Below are 18954 nucleotides of genomic sequence, written 5' to 3' on the forward strand. Positions count from 1 at the left end.
TCTAAATTCTTCCCCATTCTGCCTAAGACTATACAAACATGGGAAGAATTTAGCAAATTTTTCAGAGCCAGAAGCTGAGTAGGAAGCACGTTGCTCTGAGGAAATAATCTGATTAATTTGGTCAACTATATAATCTAGAGGAATGTATAAATTACCGTAGTTTTTACTTAAATCGTTAAGAACTTGCTCCAAGCCCCTAGAAAATACATCTTCTTTGGCTGTATCTTTGGCACGACAAGCCGCAATCCCATGAACTGCGATACCTGCTCCTCCTACTGATTGGTATTTCTGAACAACTTGTGTAGTAAATTTCGAGACATCACTTATTCCGACCCCAGAATAACAACTATCGATAATATACAGGATTTGTTCAATCTTAACTCCTTCGTTATTCAAAGGACGAACTAAATCTTCTGTTGCCAAGGATGTCTGAGGAAGTTGATTGTAATCAGTCTCTTCCATCAAAAGATAATGTCTATCTCCTTTAAGATCTTCACCATGACCGGAATAGTAAAAGATAACGCGATCGCTCTGACATCGTTCTTCATGCTGAAGCCAGTCTGAAAATTGTTTTATCAACTCATTTTTATTCGGATTTAAACGAAGATTCGTCAAGGCTTCTTCATATCCAAATTTATGAATAAATAAATCAACAACTCTCTGTAAGTCTGTCGGAACACTATCTAAGTTATCTACATCCTGATCGTTGTAGTTGCTTGTTCCACAAGCGATTAAATAATACCTGGGTTTTCCCGCCATATACCTCGTCTACTAATCAATCAAGCCCAACTTAATAGCTTCTCCTGTTTCAGATGCAGTAAAATAGTTACTAGCATTGTGAGCATCAGATCCATTATAAACAAGCTTATCTTCCACTAACCCGTCAAATAAAGGATTTAATTCTTTTTCTAAAGCAACAATATCTCCCGCATCCGCAATGTTGATCCACTGTTTGACACTTCCCGGCCAAGACCCCAAATTAGAGACAGGTGAGGGTTCCAGGCGATCAAAAATCAGCCCTCTTATCCCCAATGGGGAACCTAGAGTCACAAAAACCTCCACTGACCATTCTGGATGTTGGCATAGGGCTTCGTAACAGACAACTGACCCCAGAGAGTGACCAACCAATACACGGGTATCTTGATCTATGGCTTCCACAACGCGATCGCGAATTTTCTGTCTTAACTCTGGTTTATGTAAGTAACCCCCAACTTGCTTCAGAAAAAAGATGACGATTTTTTCAGCAACACCACCAAAAAACCTAGAACCACTTAAGGCATTTAAAGCCTTTTGAACAAGTCTGGGTGTTGCCTTTTCTCTGGATATATCCGCTGGGCCTTTAATATCGTCTTCTACTTTTGCTACTTCTTCCCACCATTCCAGGAGGAGTTCCTTCTCCCAATCCGAGTCAATATCACTGGCGTCATAGTTAGGTATCCCCATTGCTGATTTTGACCGACCTCTGAACAGGTCTCCATAAAAGGCACAGCGAAATTCATGATCGGACTCTAATCTAGCTCCAACACGCTCCAAACCATCTTTGAGGGCTGGTAGCCACTTATCATAAATTGTATTACTACCTCTAAATTCTTGATTAATCCCATGAACACCCACAATCTTAGCCACACCATTACCTACCTATCTGTATAAGGATTTGCTCAAATCCTGTATTATAGCACTACCCATTCAGAGGTGCCGTGCCAAAGCTACCAACTCCTCCAGCAACGTTAGACACGTTGTTGTTATCGGCAAAGTTCTGAAAACTTACCCGATTGGTGTTGGGACGCAATCCACGCACCCACACCTTATAGCACTACCCATTAAGCTTAGGACATTCCTAAACTCAGCAAACCTAGTCCTAGCTTACTTTTGACTTCTGACGCAAGAACCTTGCTGACTTGCCCGTAGCGCTATACCAGTACAGAACTTACGTGGTTAAGTTAATTTTGCCCCCCTAGCCTGCCAATTTTGGGGGGGAAATCAACGTAACCGCGTAAGTCCTGTTCATATTATCAATTTACATTATCAATCGTTAAATAAAAGAAAAGAAAAAACGTTAACCTTACCAAACATCGTAGACTAATTCAAAAGTGTGACTACCGAAGGCAGGATGGGGTTTTACGGGCTGCTGGCATGGGAATCTCATTCACTATGGAAAACGCACTTGAGAACCCCTGTGCAAAAGCTGTGGGGATTAAAGCAACTTAGGGACTAAATCAGGTTAACGCATTGAACCCAAACTATAATTATAACAGGTAATAATATACCTACCAAATGATATAAATACTTTACTCGTATTTTAGTTAAATCAAGCAAATTGTTTAGACAATTTGGCTTGCTTTTGGGTTAGATAATTTTACAAACTACAATTGTGATTACTAGTTGTGATTACTAGTCATCTTTTGATGCCAGTAAGTCCAAATATTTATTATATACTTTTGATATACTTCTTATTTAATTCTTATAAAGTAGTTATAAAGCTCTCTCTATCTCACTAAGTGATTTCCATTAGTCCCATGACACTAACCCAGATTTTAGGGTTCTTGCTCATTTTTACCGTCTGTCCTATCTTAGGTGGACTACCTCTGATTGCCTGGATTACCTATGTACTGACAAGGCATAACCTAGCCCAGGTAGGTACTGGTAATATATCAGTTTCAGCCGCCTTTTACCACGGAGGAAATCTGGTTGGTGTCTTGGCAGTACTTTCAGAGGCAGCAAAAGGAATTGCAGCAGTCTTACTAGCTCGTCACTTCTTTCCCAGTGAATCAGCCTGGGAATTGATCGCTCTAATCATGTTGGTGTTAGGTCGTTACTGGATAGGCAAAGGTGCAGGGACGACCAATGTCACTTGGGGAGTATTATGGCATGACCCCATTCTCGCATTGCTAGTATTTTTGATTGGAGGGATTAGCTTTACCATTTTCCGCAATCCCAAACATGGCAAACGGGTGATTTTAGTATTGTTTCCCGTGATTCTGGCTTTATTGCATCCCCAGGATTACTCCAGAATTGTAATTGCCACCAGCTTGAGTCTATTATTAGCTTGGATTTATCAAAAAATTCCCGATGACTTAGACCTTCCCAGTGGGGAAGCTCAAGCAGAATCAAAGAAAGTGTTTCATTTTTTCCAAGGCGATAGTGCCGTAATTTCTCTGGACACCAAACTAGACCCTAAAAAAGTTGGGCAAAAAGCTGCCACCCTATCCCAGCTGAAGCGTTCTGGTTACTCAGTACCTGTCGGCTGGGTACTACCTCCAGGGGATGATCCAGAACCTTTGCTCAAATACCTACCCGTTTCTGAATCTGAACCCCTGGTTGTGCGTTCTTCCGCAGTAGGAGAAGATTCAGCCCAGGCTTCAGCAGCAGGGCAGTATCAAAGCATCTTGCAGGTGACCAGCTCAGCCGCACTACTCGATGCCATTAATCGAGTTTTAGAGTCTTATCGTAATCCAGTAGCTGCACAATACCGTCGCGATCAGCAACTGCCAGATACAGCTATGGCTGTGCTAATTCAAAAACAAGTCAAGGGGGTTTTTTCTGGGGTTGCTTTCAGTCGTGACCCTATTTCCCAACAGGGAGAAGCTGTAGTGGTCGAAGCCCTACCTGGATATGCTACACAAGTTGTATCGGGTAAAGTAACACCAGAGCAGTACCAAGTTTATTTCCAGAAGTCAGGGAAGCAAGAGGATTCAGCAGAAACTTTGCCCTCCTCACGGATTGAGGGCAGTGGTGATGTCCCTCCAGCTTTAATCAAACAAGTGGCGCTTTTGGCACGTCGGTTAGAAAACTATTACCAGGGTCTTCCCCAAGATATTGAGTGGAGTTATGACGGTCAAACCCTTTGGTTACTGCAAGCACGACCTATAACTACTCTACAACCAACCTGGACTCGTAAAATTGCTGCGGAAGTAATTCCAGGAGTAATCCGAACCCTAACTTGGTCGATTAATCGTCCCCTAACCTGCGGTGTTTGGGGAGAGATTTTTACCATAGTGCTGGGGAAGCGAGCTAAAGGAATGGATTTCAAGGAAACTGCCACCCTGCACTATTCCCATGCTTACTTCAATGTAACTCTGTTGGGGAAAATTTTTCGGCGTATGGGTCTACCCCCAGAAAGTCTGGAATTTCTGACTAGGGGAGCTAAGTTTTCCAAACCACCGATAAATACCACTATAAAAAACCTACCTGGTTTACTACGATTGCTCGGTCGGGAATGGCGTTTAGACCAAGACTTTGAAGCGGATTACCAAACCCACTTTCTGCCGCTATTGAATCAGCTTTCAGCAAGAACCCAGTCGGAATTATCTCCAGTACAACTCCTAGAACGCATCGACAGTATTCTGAAGGTGTTGAAACGAGCCACCTACTATAGTATTCTTGCTCCCCTTAGTATGTCCTTGCGGCAGGCAGTACTCAAGATTGATGACAAAGAACTAGATAACAGCAAAACTCCAGAGGTCGATAGTATGCGAGCCTTGGCTAAGATCGCAGCAGATGCTCGCCATTTATTAAGTCACGAACAGATTATCTATGACAGTGGAGCCTCTCTGTTTGCCACCCTAGTAGAAATCCCAGATGGTTCTAGCATTTTAGAGCAGTTTGACCGCTTTCTTGAGGGCTATGGTTACCTTAGCGAAGTGGCAACCGATGTAGCAATTCCCCGCTGGCAAGAAGACCCCCGATCGGTCAGGAAGCTGTTCGCTGAGTTTCTAGCTCATCCACTCCCCCAATCTCCAAAACCTAGAGGGCAAAACTGGAAAGCTGAAGTGGTACAAGCACGGCTGAATCTCAAAGGTCGAGTGACCCAAGTCTACTCTAAGCTGATGGCTCACCTACGCTGGAGCTTCTTGGCTCTAGAGGCACGCTGGCTGCTGTCAGGTTTACTAGTTGAACCAGGGGACATTTTTTTCTTGGAGTTACCCGAAATTCGCTCTCTAGTAGGTAGTGATAACCAGGAACTCAGACAACAGCTTCCAGAAATTGTGCAACAACGGCGCACTAAATTTGAACAGGATGCTCAGCTGACTACGGTACCTTTCCTGGTTTATGGCAATAATCCTCCCTTACCCGCTGACCCCAAATCTTTAGCTGGGTCTGAGCAACGACTGCTACAAGGCATTGGTGCCAGTTCGGGACTTGTAGAGGGTTTGGTAAAAGTAGTGAAAAGCTTGCAAAGTGATATCACTATTGACCAGCAAAGCATTGTAGTTGTACCCTACACCGATTCCGGTTGGGCACCATTACTCGCTCGTGCTGGTGGCTTAATTTCTGAAGTAGGGGGACGTCTGTCCCATGGTGCCATTGTAGCCCGAGAGTATGGTATCCCAGCCGTAATGGATATTAATCATGCTACTGATATATTACGAGATGGTCAACGGGTCAGGATTGATGGTCAGTTGGGGACAGTTGAGGTATTGGACTAGTATAGTAAAGGGAACAGGGAATAGGGAATAGGGAGTAGGGAGTAGGGAGTAGGGAATATGGCATCAAAAATTATCACAATTCATTGAGGATTTCTATACTGCTTTGCCCAATTCAAAATTCAAAATTCAAAAAATTATAGTCATTTACCGATAAATGAATTATAAAAATTCGGCTCTACCGAACTTGCTATGTAAAACTTTTAAAAAATAATTAGTCTAATCCTTATGCGGTAATAGTTTTAGTTTCTGATAGAATGATTTTTTATATAGCACTACGCATTCAGATGTTTGACATTCCTAAACTCCGAAACTTAGTCATAGCTTACTTTTGACTTCTGACGCAAGAACCTTGCTGACTTGCGCGTAGCGCTATAAATAGACTTCCCAATCAGATTTAGTGGTAAATAAGCGCGTATTTATGCATACTAGGTTCGGTATAGCCAAAAATTATAAACAAACAAAATACAGTTTACTTATTACAGCAATTTTAAATTGGGGTTCTTTAGTACCTTGTTTAAAACCCCTGTATACACCATATCTTTGAAGTCAAAAACTAACTCCAAATAATAAAACTAATTAGTTGCTTTTACAGTTAACCATTACCGTTTATCCATTTTATCCATTATTAATTTCTATTATTAATAGGTATCCGTGTAGGAATTATGAGAATTAATTTTTGTTCCCTCTGCCCTACTCCCTACTCCCTACTCCCTACTCCCAACTTATCAAATAATTCTATGGTAAATTAAGTCATAATTGTCCCATCCATTAACCACTGATACCGATACTCTAACTCGACTTTCATTAAAGGGTAATTCTCCAATATTTCATCCTGAAGAATAATCTTTTCTGCTGCATCCCTCGCCAAATTTAATACCTCTTGGTCTTCTACCAAACTAGCTAGAGCAAAATCTGCTAACCCGGATTGGCGCTTACCTAAAACTTCCCCAGGACCACGAAAACGCATATCCATTTCAGAGATAAAAAAGCCATCCTGGGACTGTTCTAATACCCCCAAACGTTGTCTAGCTGTTTCAGTATTAGAACCACTTACTAAAAGACAATAAGATTTGTCAGAACCTCGACCCACACGACCCCGTAATTGGTGTAACTGAGATAACCCAAACCGTTCTGCATTTTCAATCATCATTACGGTAGCATTTGGTACATCTACACCCACTTCAATAACAGTAGTTGAAACAATAATTTGGCTTTTGTTATCCCGAAAGGCACTAAGTGATTTATCTTTCTCAGCTGAATTCATCCGACCATGAAGTAACCCAACCTTAAATTCTGGAAATATACTTTCAGACAGTCGTTTATGCTCTTCAATTACTGACCGCAAATCTAATTTGTTCGATTCCTCAATCAAGGGCAATACCATATAGGCTTGCCGTCCTTGAGCCACTTCTCGACGAATCAGGTCATAGGCATGTTTCCTCTCTTTTCCCTTTAGTACAGTAGTCTGAATCTTCTGACGACCAGGGGGCAATTCATCAATCTGACTCACATCCAAATCCCCGTGGAGGGTTAGCGCTAGGGTTCTGGGAATTGGCGTAGCGGTCAGAGTCAGCACATGGGGAGATTGGCCTTTTTGCTGTAAACGAGCCCGTTGCTTGACCCCAAATCGATGCTGTTCATCGATTACTACTAAACCCAAACTGTGGAAGTTCACTGGGTCTTGAATCAAAGCATGAGTTCCTACCAACAAAGGAAGTTCTCCTGTTTCTAGCTGGGAATGAATTTTTCTACGCTTAGAAACTTTAGTAGAACCTGTTAGTAATTCAACCGGAAGGTGTAGTAAATTAAACCAATTTACTAACTTACGATAGTGCTGTTCAGCTAATACTTCAGTGGGAGCCATCAGAGCAGCTTGGTACCCCGATTGGATGGCGGCTAGAATAGCATAAACTGCCACAATAGTTTTACCGGAACCGACATCTCCCTGAACCAATCGATTCATGGGTGTCTCGGATTCCATATCCTTGAGAATTTCATTGATGACTCTTGTCTGAGCCCCGGTTAATTCAAAAGGAAGCAGTTGATGAAATTGGTCAAAGAGTTTACCAATCGGAGCCATGACCGCACTGCTTTGGGTTTTACGCTGAGCTTGGCGGCGCTGGAGAAATCCGAGCTGTAAGTAGAAAAATTCATCAAAGACTAAGCGCCTTCTGGCATCAGCAAGGGTGTCTGCATCTTGGGGAAAATGAATGTTTGCGATCGCATCAGAAACCCCCATCAACCCATATTCTTTACGAAAGGTTACTGGCAAGGGTTCCTTAATCAAAGAAGTGTAGGGAAGTGCAGCAATTATCGCCCGCCTCACCAAGTCGGCTGGTACCCCTTCGGTTAGGGAATAAACCGGTACAACTCGACCTATTTTCATCGAGTCAATGCTACCCCCTGGATGCTCTAATACTTCCAGTTCCGGGTCTTCTAGAGTAATCCCATATTTATTTTTCTTTACCAAACCCGAAGCAGCTACCACTGCTCCCACTGGATACCGCCGCTTTTGTTGATACTGCCAGTTACGATTACTGTAACGAAAGCCAGCAAAAAAACGACTGAGCTTAATTTCACCAGTAGAGTCTTTTAAGACTATATCTAAAATAGTTAATTTTTTATTACGAGGGCTACTGAAACAGTTACAGCGCTTCACTGTACCCATGATAGTAACTGTTTCACCAGGTACTAAGTCAGCCATATTGACCTGACGGGCATAGTTAACATGATCACGGGGGTAGTAATATAGCAAGTCACGCACTTTGTGCAGACCCAGACGTGCTAAATACTCACTGTTTTTACTACCCACCGCTGCCAACTTAGCCAGTGGTAGGTCAAGGTTTTTTTTACTACCAAGCTCTGAGGATGCCTGTTGTTTCTCCACCAAGGGCTTGGTTTTAGGCACTCTGACCATAGGATGTTCTGTTTGAGATTTATCTTTAGCTAAACGGCGTTGAGTGTCCTGCTGGAGGTCGTTGAGAAAGCGGCGAGTATCAGCTACCAGATGTTGCCTTTGCTGTAGCGTCATCTGAGCATAACGGGCAAACTGATTGCCGATTTCCTGCCAACGCCGTTTCTCAGTTGATGTGAGGACATTAGGAGTCTTACTAAAACTGAGGCAGAGGAATTCACTAAAGCGGTATTGATTCCCTTCCAAATCAGTAAAGCCAACTCTTGCTTCTACCGACAGGGCTTTTTGCAATCGCACCCAATCTGGTAATTCGGTCATTGGTCATTGGTCATTAGTCATTAGTCATTGATCATTACCTCAGTTTAATCATCAAACCAGCTGGCACGCCATGCTGCTTCGGCTTGAGCAACTGCCTTTTGCCGCTGTTTTTTGTAATACTCTCGCTTCAGTTGACTCATTTTAGCTAATAGATCTCTAATTTTATTACGTCCAGGGGTCAAGTTGGGCTCAGCAAACTCTATCTCAGATAAGCGCAGCTTAATGGCAATAATACGGGTTAATCTGGATTCATCGGTTTCCCGATCACCTTTAGTTTCCATCATTATTTTGATAATATTAGGAGATTCAGCCGTTTCGACCGCAGATGCTTCGACTTTTACCGCTGCTTCTAGGATTTCTTGGGGGAATTTGTCTGGTATAATAGAGCATTTATGCAATAGCCGATTAGCTTCCACAGAGACATCTTGAATGGTTTTGGTGATCCCACTGTCTAGGTGCTTGAGCCATTGCTCCAGTTTTTCTATGCTATTTCGTGGGTTACTCGTTAACTCAGCTGCTGGTGATGGCTCGGTTGGAGCTTTAAACCATGAAGAGTCTTCTGTAGATGAAGACATTTCAGAATTTTCAGAGTCATGACTTGGATCATGACTCTGATCATGATCCAAGTCATGATTAGAGTCATCAGTAGTAGCTGACCTTGACTCTTGCCACTGTTCGAGGAGTGATGGCAACTGTTGTTGAGTCTCTTGAGCCAGCTTTCGTAGGGATTGCTGTAACTGTTGCTTACTGTTAACCGACAAATTTAGAAAAGACTCAGGATACCCTTGAGTGCAAATCCGATAGGCAGCCATAATCAGCTGCTGCCCCACGCATTGACCTAAAAAGGTCAAATAGTTAGAGTAGGTTGTTTGGAATTCCTGTGCCAAATGGATGATGGCTTCCTCTAAGGTTGCCAATTCCTGGTCAATTCGATTCACTGCTGTTATCTATACAATTCCATAGTTAATCCGTTGAGCATATCAAATACATGCCTAGTCTACAGTATGCCCATTCTTATAGTTTTACCATGATCGGCTTATACCCGTGAGATTGTCCAATTCTCCACACCCAACTCCACACCCAATGAGATCCCCGACTAGACATGGCATCTACCTAATTTTGAATACGCTCATTTTTTGTGAAAAACAGTATCTATTGATACAGAATCATAACAGAAAAAGATATTATATCAAAACACCTCAAATACAAAGCTATCAACTAGTCAATAACCCCACCTAATCCGAAAGGATGTAAGTGGGCTAAGAAAGCGGTAACACTTTCTTAGGGTTGACTAGACCACAAGCGCGTTTAGCTGGTAAGCACTTCCGTTATACTTCCCCAGTTCGGATTATCGGAAAACTTTCGTGAGCATTAGTGTGTGGTAGTTGGGACATCTTGCTAAACTTGGGTCTTGGGGACTAATCACTTTTACACGAGAGGTTGATAACCATGTATCGTGTAACAGTTTTATCGAAATTGCTTGGTCAATTTTCTACCAAGAAAACACAGTTACTCGAACCTAGAACTGGATTAATTTGTAAACCGTTAGTTGGAGGTGCAGCATCTCACAGGGGGCTGAGTGCGACAAAGTGGCGTTCGCACTTTGACAGGACTTACGCGGTGAAGTTTATTTCGCCCCCCTAGCCCCCAATTATGGTGTGTAATGATGTCACAGTTACCCATAATTGGGTAATTTAGGGTGCAAATGTGTAAGTCCTGTTTGAAATCCCCTTAACCAGGTAACTCTACCAATGTAGAGGGTGTATCCTGCAGAAATTTTTAATGAAATATTTCATTAAAAATTTCAAATAATGCTTTAATTCCCTTGACTATAGTCCCAGTTATTTGTAGGGTTTTGTCTTAAGACGAGGCTTTAGCTGACGAAACTCCCTGATTACTGGCGCAGACAGGGGTCTAGCATCTAGCAATCAGGTATGTAAAGGTAGCAGGGTGAGGTCATGATGAGTCCTTGAAAAACGATGGACTCTTAGGTTTCGGTGGCTAATTTTACAATTTGTTTCCTGAAGTTTCTCAGTGTGAGGAAGTGTATCTAAAAGAGAGGTAAGTTAACGCTTATTATGACAAGTTCAAAATCTCAGCGAACAATGAAAAACAAAGGTACCCTAGTAAAATCTAGGCGACCTATGGCTCACCAAGCCTCCCGCTCATCGTGGGATTCTCCTTATCTAGAGCCATTCAAAGCGATCGCAAAATCCTTTTCCCCCTACTGGCTCGCCTGTATTCCCCTGACAGGGATAATTATTCTAGTTTGGCATACAGCTGCTGTTGCCCAGGATAGTGCGGCACCTACCCCAGCAGAAATTCAGGGAACTCTCAATACTATCTGGGTATTGGTAGCTGCTATTTTAGTTATTTTCATGAATGCCGGATTCGGAATGCTAGAAACCGGCTTCTGCCGCCAGAAGAATGCGGTAAACATTCTCTCGAAGAACCTAATCGTCTTTGCCTTGGCAACCATTGCGTTTTGGGCAATTGGTTTCTCCTTTATGTTCGGCAAAGGCAACGCATTTATTGGACTGTCGGGCTTTTTCCTCAACAGTGAAGAGCCCGCTACCTATGGGTTAGATCCATTTCCGGCAGGTCTACCGATATCGGTATTTTTCCTATTCCAAGCTGCTTTTGCTGGAACTGCTGCCACCATCGTGTCCGGTGCTGTTGCTGAACGGATTAAGTTCCTAGACTTTTTAATCTTCAGCATCCTGATTGTTGGGGTATCCTACTCCATCACTGGACACTGGGTTTGGAGCAGTGATGGTTGGCTTGGTGCCATGGGATTCTCAGACTTTGCTGGCTCAACCGTGGTTCACTCCGTTGGTGGCTGGGCGGCTTTGATGGGAGCTGCCTTCCTCGGACCCCGTAGCGGTAAGTACCAAAACGGTGAACCTCGTGCTATCCCAGGTCACAACATGAGTATTGCCACTCTTGGTTGCTTGATTCTCTGGATCGGCTGGTTTGGCTTCAATCCCGGTTCTGAGTTAGCTGCTAGTGAGGCAGTTCCCTATATTGCAGTAACAACTAACCTAGCCGCAGCAGCTGGTGGGATTACTGCTACCTTGACGGCTTGGCTAAAAGATGGTAAGCCAGACCTGTCAATGATCATTAACGGGATTTTGGCAGGATTAGTGGCAATTACCGCTCCCTGTAACAATGTCACTTATCTCTCAGCAGTGATTATTGGTGCTATTGGTGGCATCATTGTTGTATTCTCCGTTTCCTTCTTTGACAACATCAAAATTGATGACCCGGTAGGGGCAATTTCAGTCCACTTGGTCAATGGTATCTGGGGAACCCTAGCCGTTGGACTTTTCGCTAAAGATTCAGGTCTGTTCACCGCTGGTAGTGCTGGTCAGCTTGGCACCCAAATCATCGGTATTCTAGCGATTGGGGGCTTCACGGTGCTGTTTAGTGGCATCGTCTGGTTCGTGCTGAAACTAACCCTCGGTATCCGGGTGACACCAGAAGAAGAACTGGAAGGCTTGGATATTGCCGAACACGGTATGGAAGCTTACGCTGGATTTGTCAAGGAATCCAGTGTGATCCCTAGTTCTAGCATGGGTAACTTCAGTAGTACTACAGACATGGCTAGTAGCTCTGAATTTTAGCTTCCGGCAAAAGAAGCCCCACAACGAACATGCGCAGCATGAGTGTTTAAAGTTACCGTAAGGATAGGGTCGCCTTTATGGTTAGTCGGTTATGCGTAAAAGGGTTAAAACTTTTTGATTAAGGCGACCCTATCTATCGGTTTCGTCTCCAGGGATGAATTTTGCACAGAGTCTTTCACAAAAGACCAATCTATGTGTTATACTGGGAATACTGACTTTCAAAGCCGTTCGCGTAGCGTGGCCAAAGGCCATAAATGCTGGAAAGTTGGTCAAACATTATTAAACAAAAGACCAAAAAAACAGAGCGGCAGGGCAGTCCGTTCTTAAAGCCCAGCGCCTCCTAAGCAATAGCTGGATTGGCGCTTGTTGCCCACACTGAACTCAAAGAGTCAGTGTGGGAGCTGTCACCGTTTTGCTGATATGGCCGATTGCTTTTAACTAGGTTTTGTGAACAGTTAACAGTTAACTGTAAACAGTTAACTGTTAACTGATGGTATTACCTTTGCCCTCAGGGATGTTAGAACAGAAATAAGGCAAATTTTTTGTTCATTGAGTTGAAGCGTTGTCCACCTTGGGCTTTAATATCCCTTGCTGCCAATGGGTTTATGATTGTGACTCTCACCTGGTTACTACTGGGTGAGTATCACCAGTCAAAGTCAGATCCAGTTAGCCATCCTGTGGTAACTACCCGAATTTTAAATCCTACCCCTGAGCCAGTAATTGAATTAGGGCCACGACACCAGTTAAATTACCAACAATGGCTGGCACTGCTGGAGAAGGAAGCTCAGGTAGTGGCTAATCAACAACCGGAACAGTTAACAGTCCTGTTGGGAGATTCTCTAAGCCTATGGTTTCCCAATGCACTGCTACCCCCAAAACGCTACTGGCTTAATCAAGGACTGTCTGGGGAAACCTCAGCAGGGTTGCTCAAGCGCTTAGATATTTTGGATCAGACTAAGCCAGAAGCAATTTTTGTGATGATTGGCATCAATGACCTAATTCGGGGGGTCAAGGATGAAGCAATTCTAGAAAACCAACGGCTAACGATTCGCTACTTGCGGCGAGCCCATACCGAAACTAAGATTGTCCTTCAATCGATTTTGCCCCATGGTGCTGAACAGGCAACCTGGGAAGGACGCGATCGCTTACTTACTATCCCCAACAGTCGCATCCAAAATCTGAACCAGCAGCTAAAAGCGATCGCTCACGCAGAAGGAGCGATTTATCTAAATCTCTATCCCCTCTTTGCTGATAGTCAGGGCAACCTGCAACCTGAGCTTAGTACCGATGGCTTGCATCTGAGTCCCCAAGGTTACTTAGTCTGGCGCTATGGTTTACAAATCTTTGAGGAACTTATCCTCCAAGAAGGATTAGCTATTCCGATAGCAAAGGGGACAGGGAGCAGGGAGTAGGGAGAAGGGAGTAGGGAACAAAAATTATCACAATTTATTTAGGATTGCTATAGTAACTAAGGTCAAGGTTGATTAAAAGTAAATTAATAGTAATAGCAGTGATTGATAATTAATTTTATTCAGATAGCTCAATGGATACAAAAGCTTTCAAGCGCTCACTCCAAAAATCAGATAACTACCACCGTAAAGGATTTGGTCACGAAGCCGAAGTTACCTCTCAGTTGGAATCGGAATATCAAAGCAGTCTGATTGAACAGATTCGTGCCAAGAACTATCGGCTGCAACAGGGAGATGTGACCATCCGGCTAGCAGAAGCATTTGGCTTTTGCTGGGGTGTAGAGCGAGCTGTAGCCATGGCTTATGAAACCCGCACCCACTTCCCCAATGAACGGATCTGGATTACTAATGAAATTATTCACAACCCCTCTGTTAACCAGCGCTTGCGGGAAATGGAAGTAAAATTTATTGCCGTTGAGGATGGCAAGAAAGACTTCTCTGTTGTCGGTGCTGGGGATGTAGTGATTTTACCAGCATTCGGTGCTAGTGTTCAGGAAATGCAGCTGCTCCACGAGAAAGACTGCAAGATTGTAGATACTACCTGTCCTTGGGTGTCCAAAGTTTGGAATACGGTAGAGAAGCATAAGAAAAAAGAGTACACTTCCATTATTCACGGCAAATATAAACACGAGGAAACGGTAGCAACGAGTTCCTTTGCCGGAAAATATCTAGTGCTGCTGAATCTACAAGAAGCGGAATACGTTGCCAACTACATTCTCAATGGTGGCAACCGGGAGGAATTTCTCGATAAATTTAAAAACGCTATCTCAGCTGGCTTTGACCCGGAGCAGGATTTAGAGCGGATTGGGATTGCCAACCAAACTACTATGCTCAAGACCGAGACCGAGCAGATCGGCAAACTTTTTGAGCGCACCATGATGAAGAAATATGGTACGTCTAATTTAAACGATCACTTCCAAAGCTTCAATACCATCTGTGATGCCACCCAAGAACGGCAGGATGCCATGTTGGAGCTAGTGGAAGAAAAGCTAGACTTGATGATTGTGATTGGTGGTTTTAATTCTTCCAATACCACTCACCTGCAAGAAATTGCGATTGAGCGACAACTACCATCCTATCACATTGACAGTGTCAACCGGATTATTTCTGCTGATGAAATCGAGCATAAACCCCTGCATCAGGAGGTGGAAGTAGCACGAAATTGGCTTCCCTCTGGTTCGATAGTAGTAGGAGTAACCTCTGGAGCGTCTACTCCTGATAAGGTAGTAGAAGATGTAATCAATATGATTTTTGAACTGAAGGCGACTGCTGTCGCAGTTTAGAACTAACTGGGGTTAGTTTAGGAATAACTGGGATTAGTTAAAATTGAAAATTTCAACTGGTTAATAGCCATTGATTATTTTCAATTTTAACAATTTTGTAAGCATTCAGATCTAAGCTCATGCGCTACGCGCACGCTACGCGAACAGCCTAATGCTTACGTGCCTCGATATCGATCCTGGGGATGCTAAAAAACGATTGGATTCTTACCAGGAAAACAATGGTCAAAAGTTTGATTTATCCCTAGCAATCACGTTTCCATTATAAACGAATAGGTTGACTTAAAAAAAATAATAACGGTAAAATTAAATGTAGTTTACATCTACTTAAAAATTGTATTCGCGCCTCATATTTTTTTTTTAAAACTTTTTTTATTAATTGCAAATTGCCATGGAAATCCAAGACTACTTCGACTTCCTAGCCTCTGACGACATTCGCATCAAAGGTAGCCGCATTGGTATCGAAAGCGTCCTCTACGAATATATCTACCGCGCCAGAACCCCTGAAGAAATTACCCAACAATTTGACACCATTACCTTAGAACAGGTTCATGCCACTATTCTCTACTATCTACACAACAAAGAAGAGGTCAGCGCTTACTTAGCTGACTGGCTAGAGTTTTGCCGCCAACAACGAGAAGAACAAAAACAGAATCCTTCTCCTGCACGACAGAGGTTCCGGCAATTGAAAGCAGAAGCCGCTCTGGAGCGAGAGTCATCCCAAGCGAAGAGCGCTGTATGACGATCCAATATTTACTGGACGAGCATATCGCCTCCCTTTACCGAACCCAACTGATGCGCCAAGCACCAGAACTTATTGTCAGAAGGATCGGCGATCCAGGCGCTCCTCCTAAAGGAACTCTCGATCCAGAGATTTTAATCTGGTGTGAGATTCATGATTTTATTTTAGTAACAAACAATCGGAAATCTATGCCTAAACATTTAGTAGACCATCTCGCAGAGAGTCGGCACGTACCGGGGATTTTTGTAATCGATCCATCCAATCATATTGGAGAAACCCTCGCAGAGCTAATCATTATTGCTGGAGCTTCCTTTCCCAAGGAATATCAAGACCGAATTGAATACTTACCCTTGAGCGAATAAAAAAACAACAGTGTAACGCACGTGAATGCTTACAGAATTTTAAATTAACATCCAAGGTGATAAATTTAATGTAAGTATTAGGGTGAATACTGACGATCGTACTTATGAGGTACAGTCAATTTTATTCCCCCTACTCTCTACTCCCTACTCCCTACTCAAAATTACCATCAACCATTACCCTCCAATCGCCACAATAACCATCCTCCTGCTCCGAAACCGAATAAATTAGGTAACCAGGCGGCTAAAACTGGGGATAGAATTCCCGCTATACCGAAACCTCCGATTACAAAGCTCAGTAAGTAGTAGCCAAAAATTACGATTAAACAGACCCCAAAGCTAGTCCCTTTACTAATTCGTTTAGGTCGAATACTCATGCTTGCTCCCACTAAGCCAAAGATTATACAAATGAATGGAAAAGCAATTTTTTGTTGCATCCGCACTTGCAGCATCCGGAGTTTTTTGCGATCGCCAGCTCCCTTAAGCAAGTTAATCATTTCTATGGCTTGAATAATATTCATCTCATAAGGGTCACGGGCTTTAGTGACTAAATCAAGGGGTGCTCTAGGAAATGGGATTTGTTGATGATCAAAGGTTACTATTTTCTGGAAAGAGGTATTAGGACTAATAAAATAAATTGACCCATGGAAAAAATCCCAGGTATTTTGCTTAGAGTTCCAAAGGGCTGATTCCGATAGAATAATTTTCTTCAACTTACCCAGATTAGACCACTCCAAGACAGTCATATCTTTCATTCTCTGACCATCAAATCCATTGGCGTAGAATAAGCGTTTGATTGTCTGAGTACTTGTGCCATTGGTTTGGGTAAAAGTCTGATACTCTGGATACAGAATACCGTTTTCATCGAAAGCGGGTTTTTCCTGATTAAGAGCTTTTTCTAAAGTTATAGTTGCCTGGTAGTTAGCCGCTGGAACAATTAATTCATTGAAGAGGAAAGTTATCCCCGTGACCACTAGGCTGAGCACCAGAGCAGGGGCAACTAGTCGATATAAACTCACACCGCAGCTGCGCAGGGCAATTAACTCACTGTCATTACTCAAGCGAGAATATGCTATTAGTGTCGCGAGCAGTACTGATATGGGTAAGGCATAGGACATAAACTCAGGAAACTTTAAGAGCACGACTTGGGCAGCAATTGTCCAAGATAGTCCTAACTCAGTGATTTTGACTACCATATCAAACAGGCTACCCACAGCCACACCAATAGATGAAAACCCGCCAACACCAAATAGAAACGGTGGGATGAGTTCAGCAGCGATGTAGCGATCCATCACTGATAAGCTAGGAAAAACGAATTTGAGGAAGTAAGGTTTGCCGAGTTTCAATCTTCTTAAGTGGTTAGAGTTTCAAAAAGCATAGAAAACAATTTCATGCCTTTTGTTGCTAAGTTTTCCCAATCCAGTAAACCTACCATGTTTGTTATGCGAGTATCTGCAAACTATCGCAATTCTGATCACAAGTGGTGTGGGGTGTTTTATAGCAGAAGTCAGAAGTCAGAAGTCAGAAGTCAGAAGTCAAACTCTTGCGCTTATTTAGGTTTGAGACTTTTGTCATGTCCGCGCCTGCCCTGGCGACTGCTATACAAGGGTAGGTTTTTTACAAAGGGGCGAGTAGGTACTTTTATTGTCTTGATGCAATAGCGAGTGGGGGAAATCCCCAAGACCGCGCTGCATCGCTACGTATAAATTAATCCAAATATGTATCAAAATACACAATAATTTCCGGGATAATTCTCCCCATTTCCCGCTCTTCCCCTCCTGGGAGGCAGGGCTGTTTCAAACTTTAATAAGTTAACGATTATTGGAGATAGGGGGATAGGGGGATAGGGGGATAGGGAAATAAACTAAAATTTCCCGAAAAATCCGCCAATTTAGTCATTAAAATCTGACAAATTAGTTGGGAGGAAGCAACTCCAATGACTAACAATTCGTGATTCGGCCTTCGAGGAGGGTTAGATAAATTTGGCCAAAATTCCGACTATTCGCGCTCCTTTTCTCCCCATCTCCCCATCTCCCCATCTCCCCATCTCCCCATCTATTTTTGGCGAGAATGAAACAGCCCTGCCTCCTGGGAGGGGTTAGGGGTGGGTTCCGACTCCCGACTCCCGACTCCCGACTCCCGACTCCCGACTCCCGACTCCCTACTCTTCGATAACCTCTACCAAATCTTCAACCATAACATCAAAGGCCCGGGCTAGCTTCAGAATTGCTGTAAAGTCCGTCATACTCATGGCGTCACGTCGGGCATAACTAGCCACAGTGCTATAGGTTACTCCAGAACGATCGGAAACTTCTTTCAAGGTCCAACCCTTCTCCGCTGCTAATTCTCGAACTCGTAACCTAATTAATCCCATTTTGGACTTGACAAACTACGCAACTACATATTTACTAGTAAATAGAATATTCGGCGATCACCCAAGAGGCCGCAAAACTACTGGGCGATCGCCTTTCTTAAAACAACCCATAGAAATGGGGTATTTCACTATATGATATCAACTCGACAAACTTACCGAGACCGATTAAAGCCGTGGTGTGTCATTCGGCACCTACCTAAGATGCAACGCATAACCGTAGCTCGATTTCATCGGCGCAGTGATGCGGAAGCCTATCAGCAAGCTCTTCAGCGTTTGCTGCCCAATTTCAACCATGTGGTGATATTTGAAACACCCTTGAAGGAATAATCCTGTTGGGAAACTGCAGGGCTAAATTGCCCTTGGTGACGGTTAAAGGTTAAAGGGAAAACCTCTTTCTACCTTTAACCGAATCCTTTAACTGAAGTTAACCAGTACTAATGTACTAAATT

General features: G+C 43.2%; 13 protein-coding genes. 7 read left to right on the plus strand and 6 right to left on the minus strand.

The annotated features are described in order from the left end of the window. A partial coding sequence (locus F6K51_RS16645) for a caspase family protein (RefSeq protein ID WP_293021946.1) occupies positions 1 to 759 on the minus strand: 759 nt, incomplete at its 3' end. A 12-nt stretch (positions 760 to 771) separates the two neighbouring features. Then, complete coding sequence (locus F6K51_RS16650) at positions 772 to 1626, minus strand: hypothetical protein (protein ID WP_293021947.1); 855 nt, start codon at positions 1624 to 1626, stop codon at positions 772 to 774. Positions 1627 to 2516: 890 nt separating this feature from the next. Between F6K51_RS16650 and F6K51_RS16655 the strand changes: the two genes are divergently transcribed. Continuing rightward, a complete protein-coding gene (locus F6K51_RS16655) occupies positions 2517 to 5426 on the plus strand; it encodes a glycerol-3-phosphate acyltransferase (RefSeq protein ID WP_293021948.1) in 2910 nt (969 codons plus the stop codon). A 745-nt stretch (positions 5427 to 6171) separates the two neighbouring features. Here F6K51_RS16655 and recG read toward each other — a convergent pair. Both recG and F6K51_RS16665 read right to left on the minus strand, forming a co-directional pair. Beyond that, positions 6172 to 8658 (minus strand): ATP-dependent DNA helicase RecG, encoded by a 2487-nt coding sequence (gene recG / locus F6K51_RS16660; protein ID WP_293021949.1) that lies wholly within the window; start codon positions 8656 to 8658, stop codon positions 6172 to 6174. 44 nt (positions 8659 to 8702) lie between these two features. Next, complete coding sequence (locus tag F6K51_RS16665) at positions 8703 to 9596, minus strand: hypothetical protein (protein ID WP_293021950.1); 894 nt, start codon at positions 9594 to 9596, stop codon at positions 8703 to 8705. Between the two features lie 1206 nt (positions 9597 to 10802). Here F6K51_RS16665 and F6K51_RS16670 point away from each other — a divergent pair. The 5 genes from F6K51_RS16670 to F6K51_RS16690 all read left to right on the plus strand — a co-directional run bounded on the left by F6K51_RS16670 (position 10803) and on the right by F6K51_RS16690 (position 16134). Further along, a complete protein-coding gene (locus tag F6K51_RS16670) occupies positions 10803 to 12281 on the plus strand; it encodes an ammonium transporter (RefSeq protein ID WP_293021951.1) in 1479 nt (492 codons plus the stop codon). Between the two features lie 542 nt (positions 12282 to 12823). Next, the gene (locus tag F6K51_RS16675) at positions 12824 to 13693 is read left to right on the plus strand and encodes a GDSL-type esterase/lipase family protein (RefSeq protein WP_293021952.1); all 870 of its coding nucleotides are present in this window, start codon (positions 12824 to 12826) and stop codon (positions 13691 to 13693) included. 131 nt (positions 13694 to 13824) lie between these two features. Continuing rightward, on the plus strand, positions 13825 to 15033 hold the full coding sequence (locus F6K51_RS16680; RefSeq protein ID WP_293021953.1) for a 4-hydroxy-3-methylbut-2-enyl diphosphate reductase: 1209 nt from the start codon (positions 13825 to 13827) through the stop codon (positions 15031 to 15033). A 388-nt stretch (positions 15034 to 15421) separates the two neighbouring features. Then, a complete protein-coding gene (locus F6K51_RS16685; RefSeq protein ID WP_293021954.1) occupies positions 15422 to 15772 on the plus strand; it encodes a DUF433 domain-containing protein in 351 nt (116 codons plus the stop codon). Beyond that, positions 15769 to 16134 (plus strand): DUF5615 family PIN-like protein, encoded by a 366-nt coding sequence (locus F6K51_RS16690; RefSeq protein WP_070395639.1) that lies wholly within the window; start codon positions 15769 to 15771, stop codon positions 16132 to 16134. The genes F6K51_RS16685 and F6K51_RS16690 overlap by 4 nt, the downstream gene beginning before the upstream one ends. Positions 16135 to 16301: 167 nt before the next feature. On the opposite strand, the gene F6K51_RS16695 is transcribed toward F6K51_RS16690, so the two are convergent. Together F6K51_RS16695 and F6K51_RS16700 are read right to left on the minus strand one after the other, a co-directional pair. After that, a complete protein-coding gene (locus F6K51_RS16695) occupies positions 16302 to 17477 on the minus strand; it encodes an LptF/LptG family permease (protein ID WP_364301272.1) in 1176 nt (391 codons plus the stop codon). Between the two features lie 815 nt (positions 17478 to 18292). After that, the gene (locus F6K51_RS16700; protein WP_008185577.1) at positions 18293 to 18505 is read right to left on the minus strand and encodes a helix-turn-helix transcriptional regulator; all 213 of its coding nucleotides are present in this window, start codon (positions 18503 to 18505) and stop codon (positions 18293 to 18295) included. Positions 18506 to 18637: 132 nt separating this feature from the next. On the opposite strand from F6K51_RS16700, the gene F6K51_RS16705 reads away from it, so the two are divergent. Beyond that, positions 18638 to 18832 (plus strand): hypothetical protein, encoded by a 195-nt coding sequence (locus F6K51_RS16705; RefSeq protein WP_293021955.1) that lies wholly within the window; start codon positions 18638 to 18640, stop codon positions 18830 to 18832. Positions 18833 to 18954 lie beyond the last annotated feature (122 nt).

The sequence above is a fragment of the Moorena sp. SIO3I8 genome, from assembly GCF_010692325.1.
Lineage (GTDB): Bacteria > Cyanobacteriota > Cyanobacteriia > Cyanobacteriales > Coleofasciculaceae > Moorena.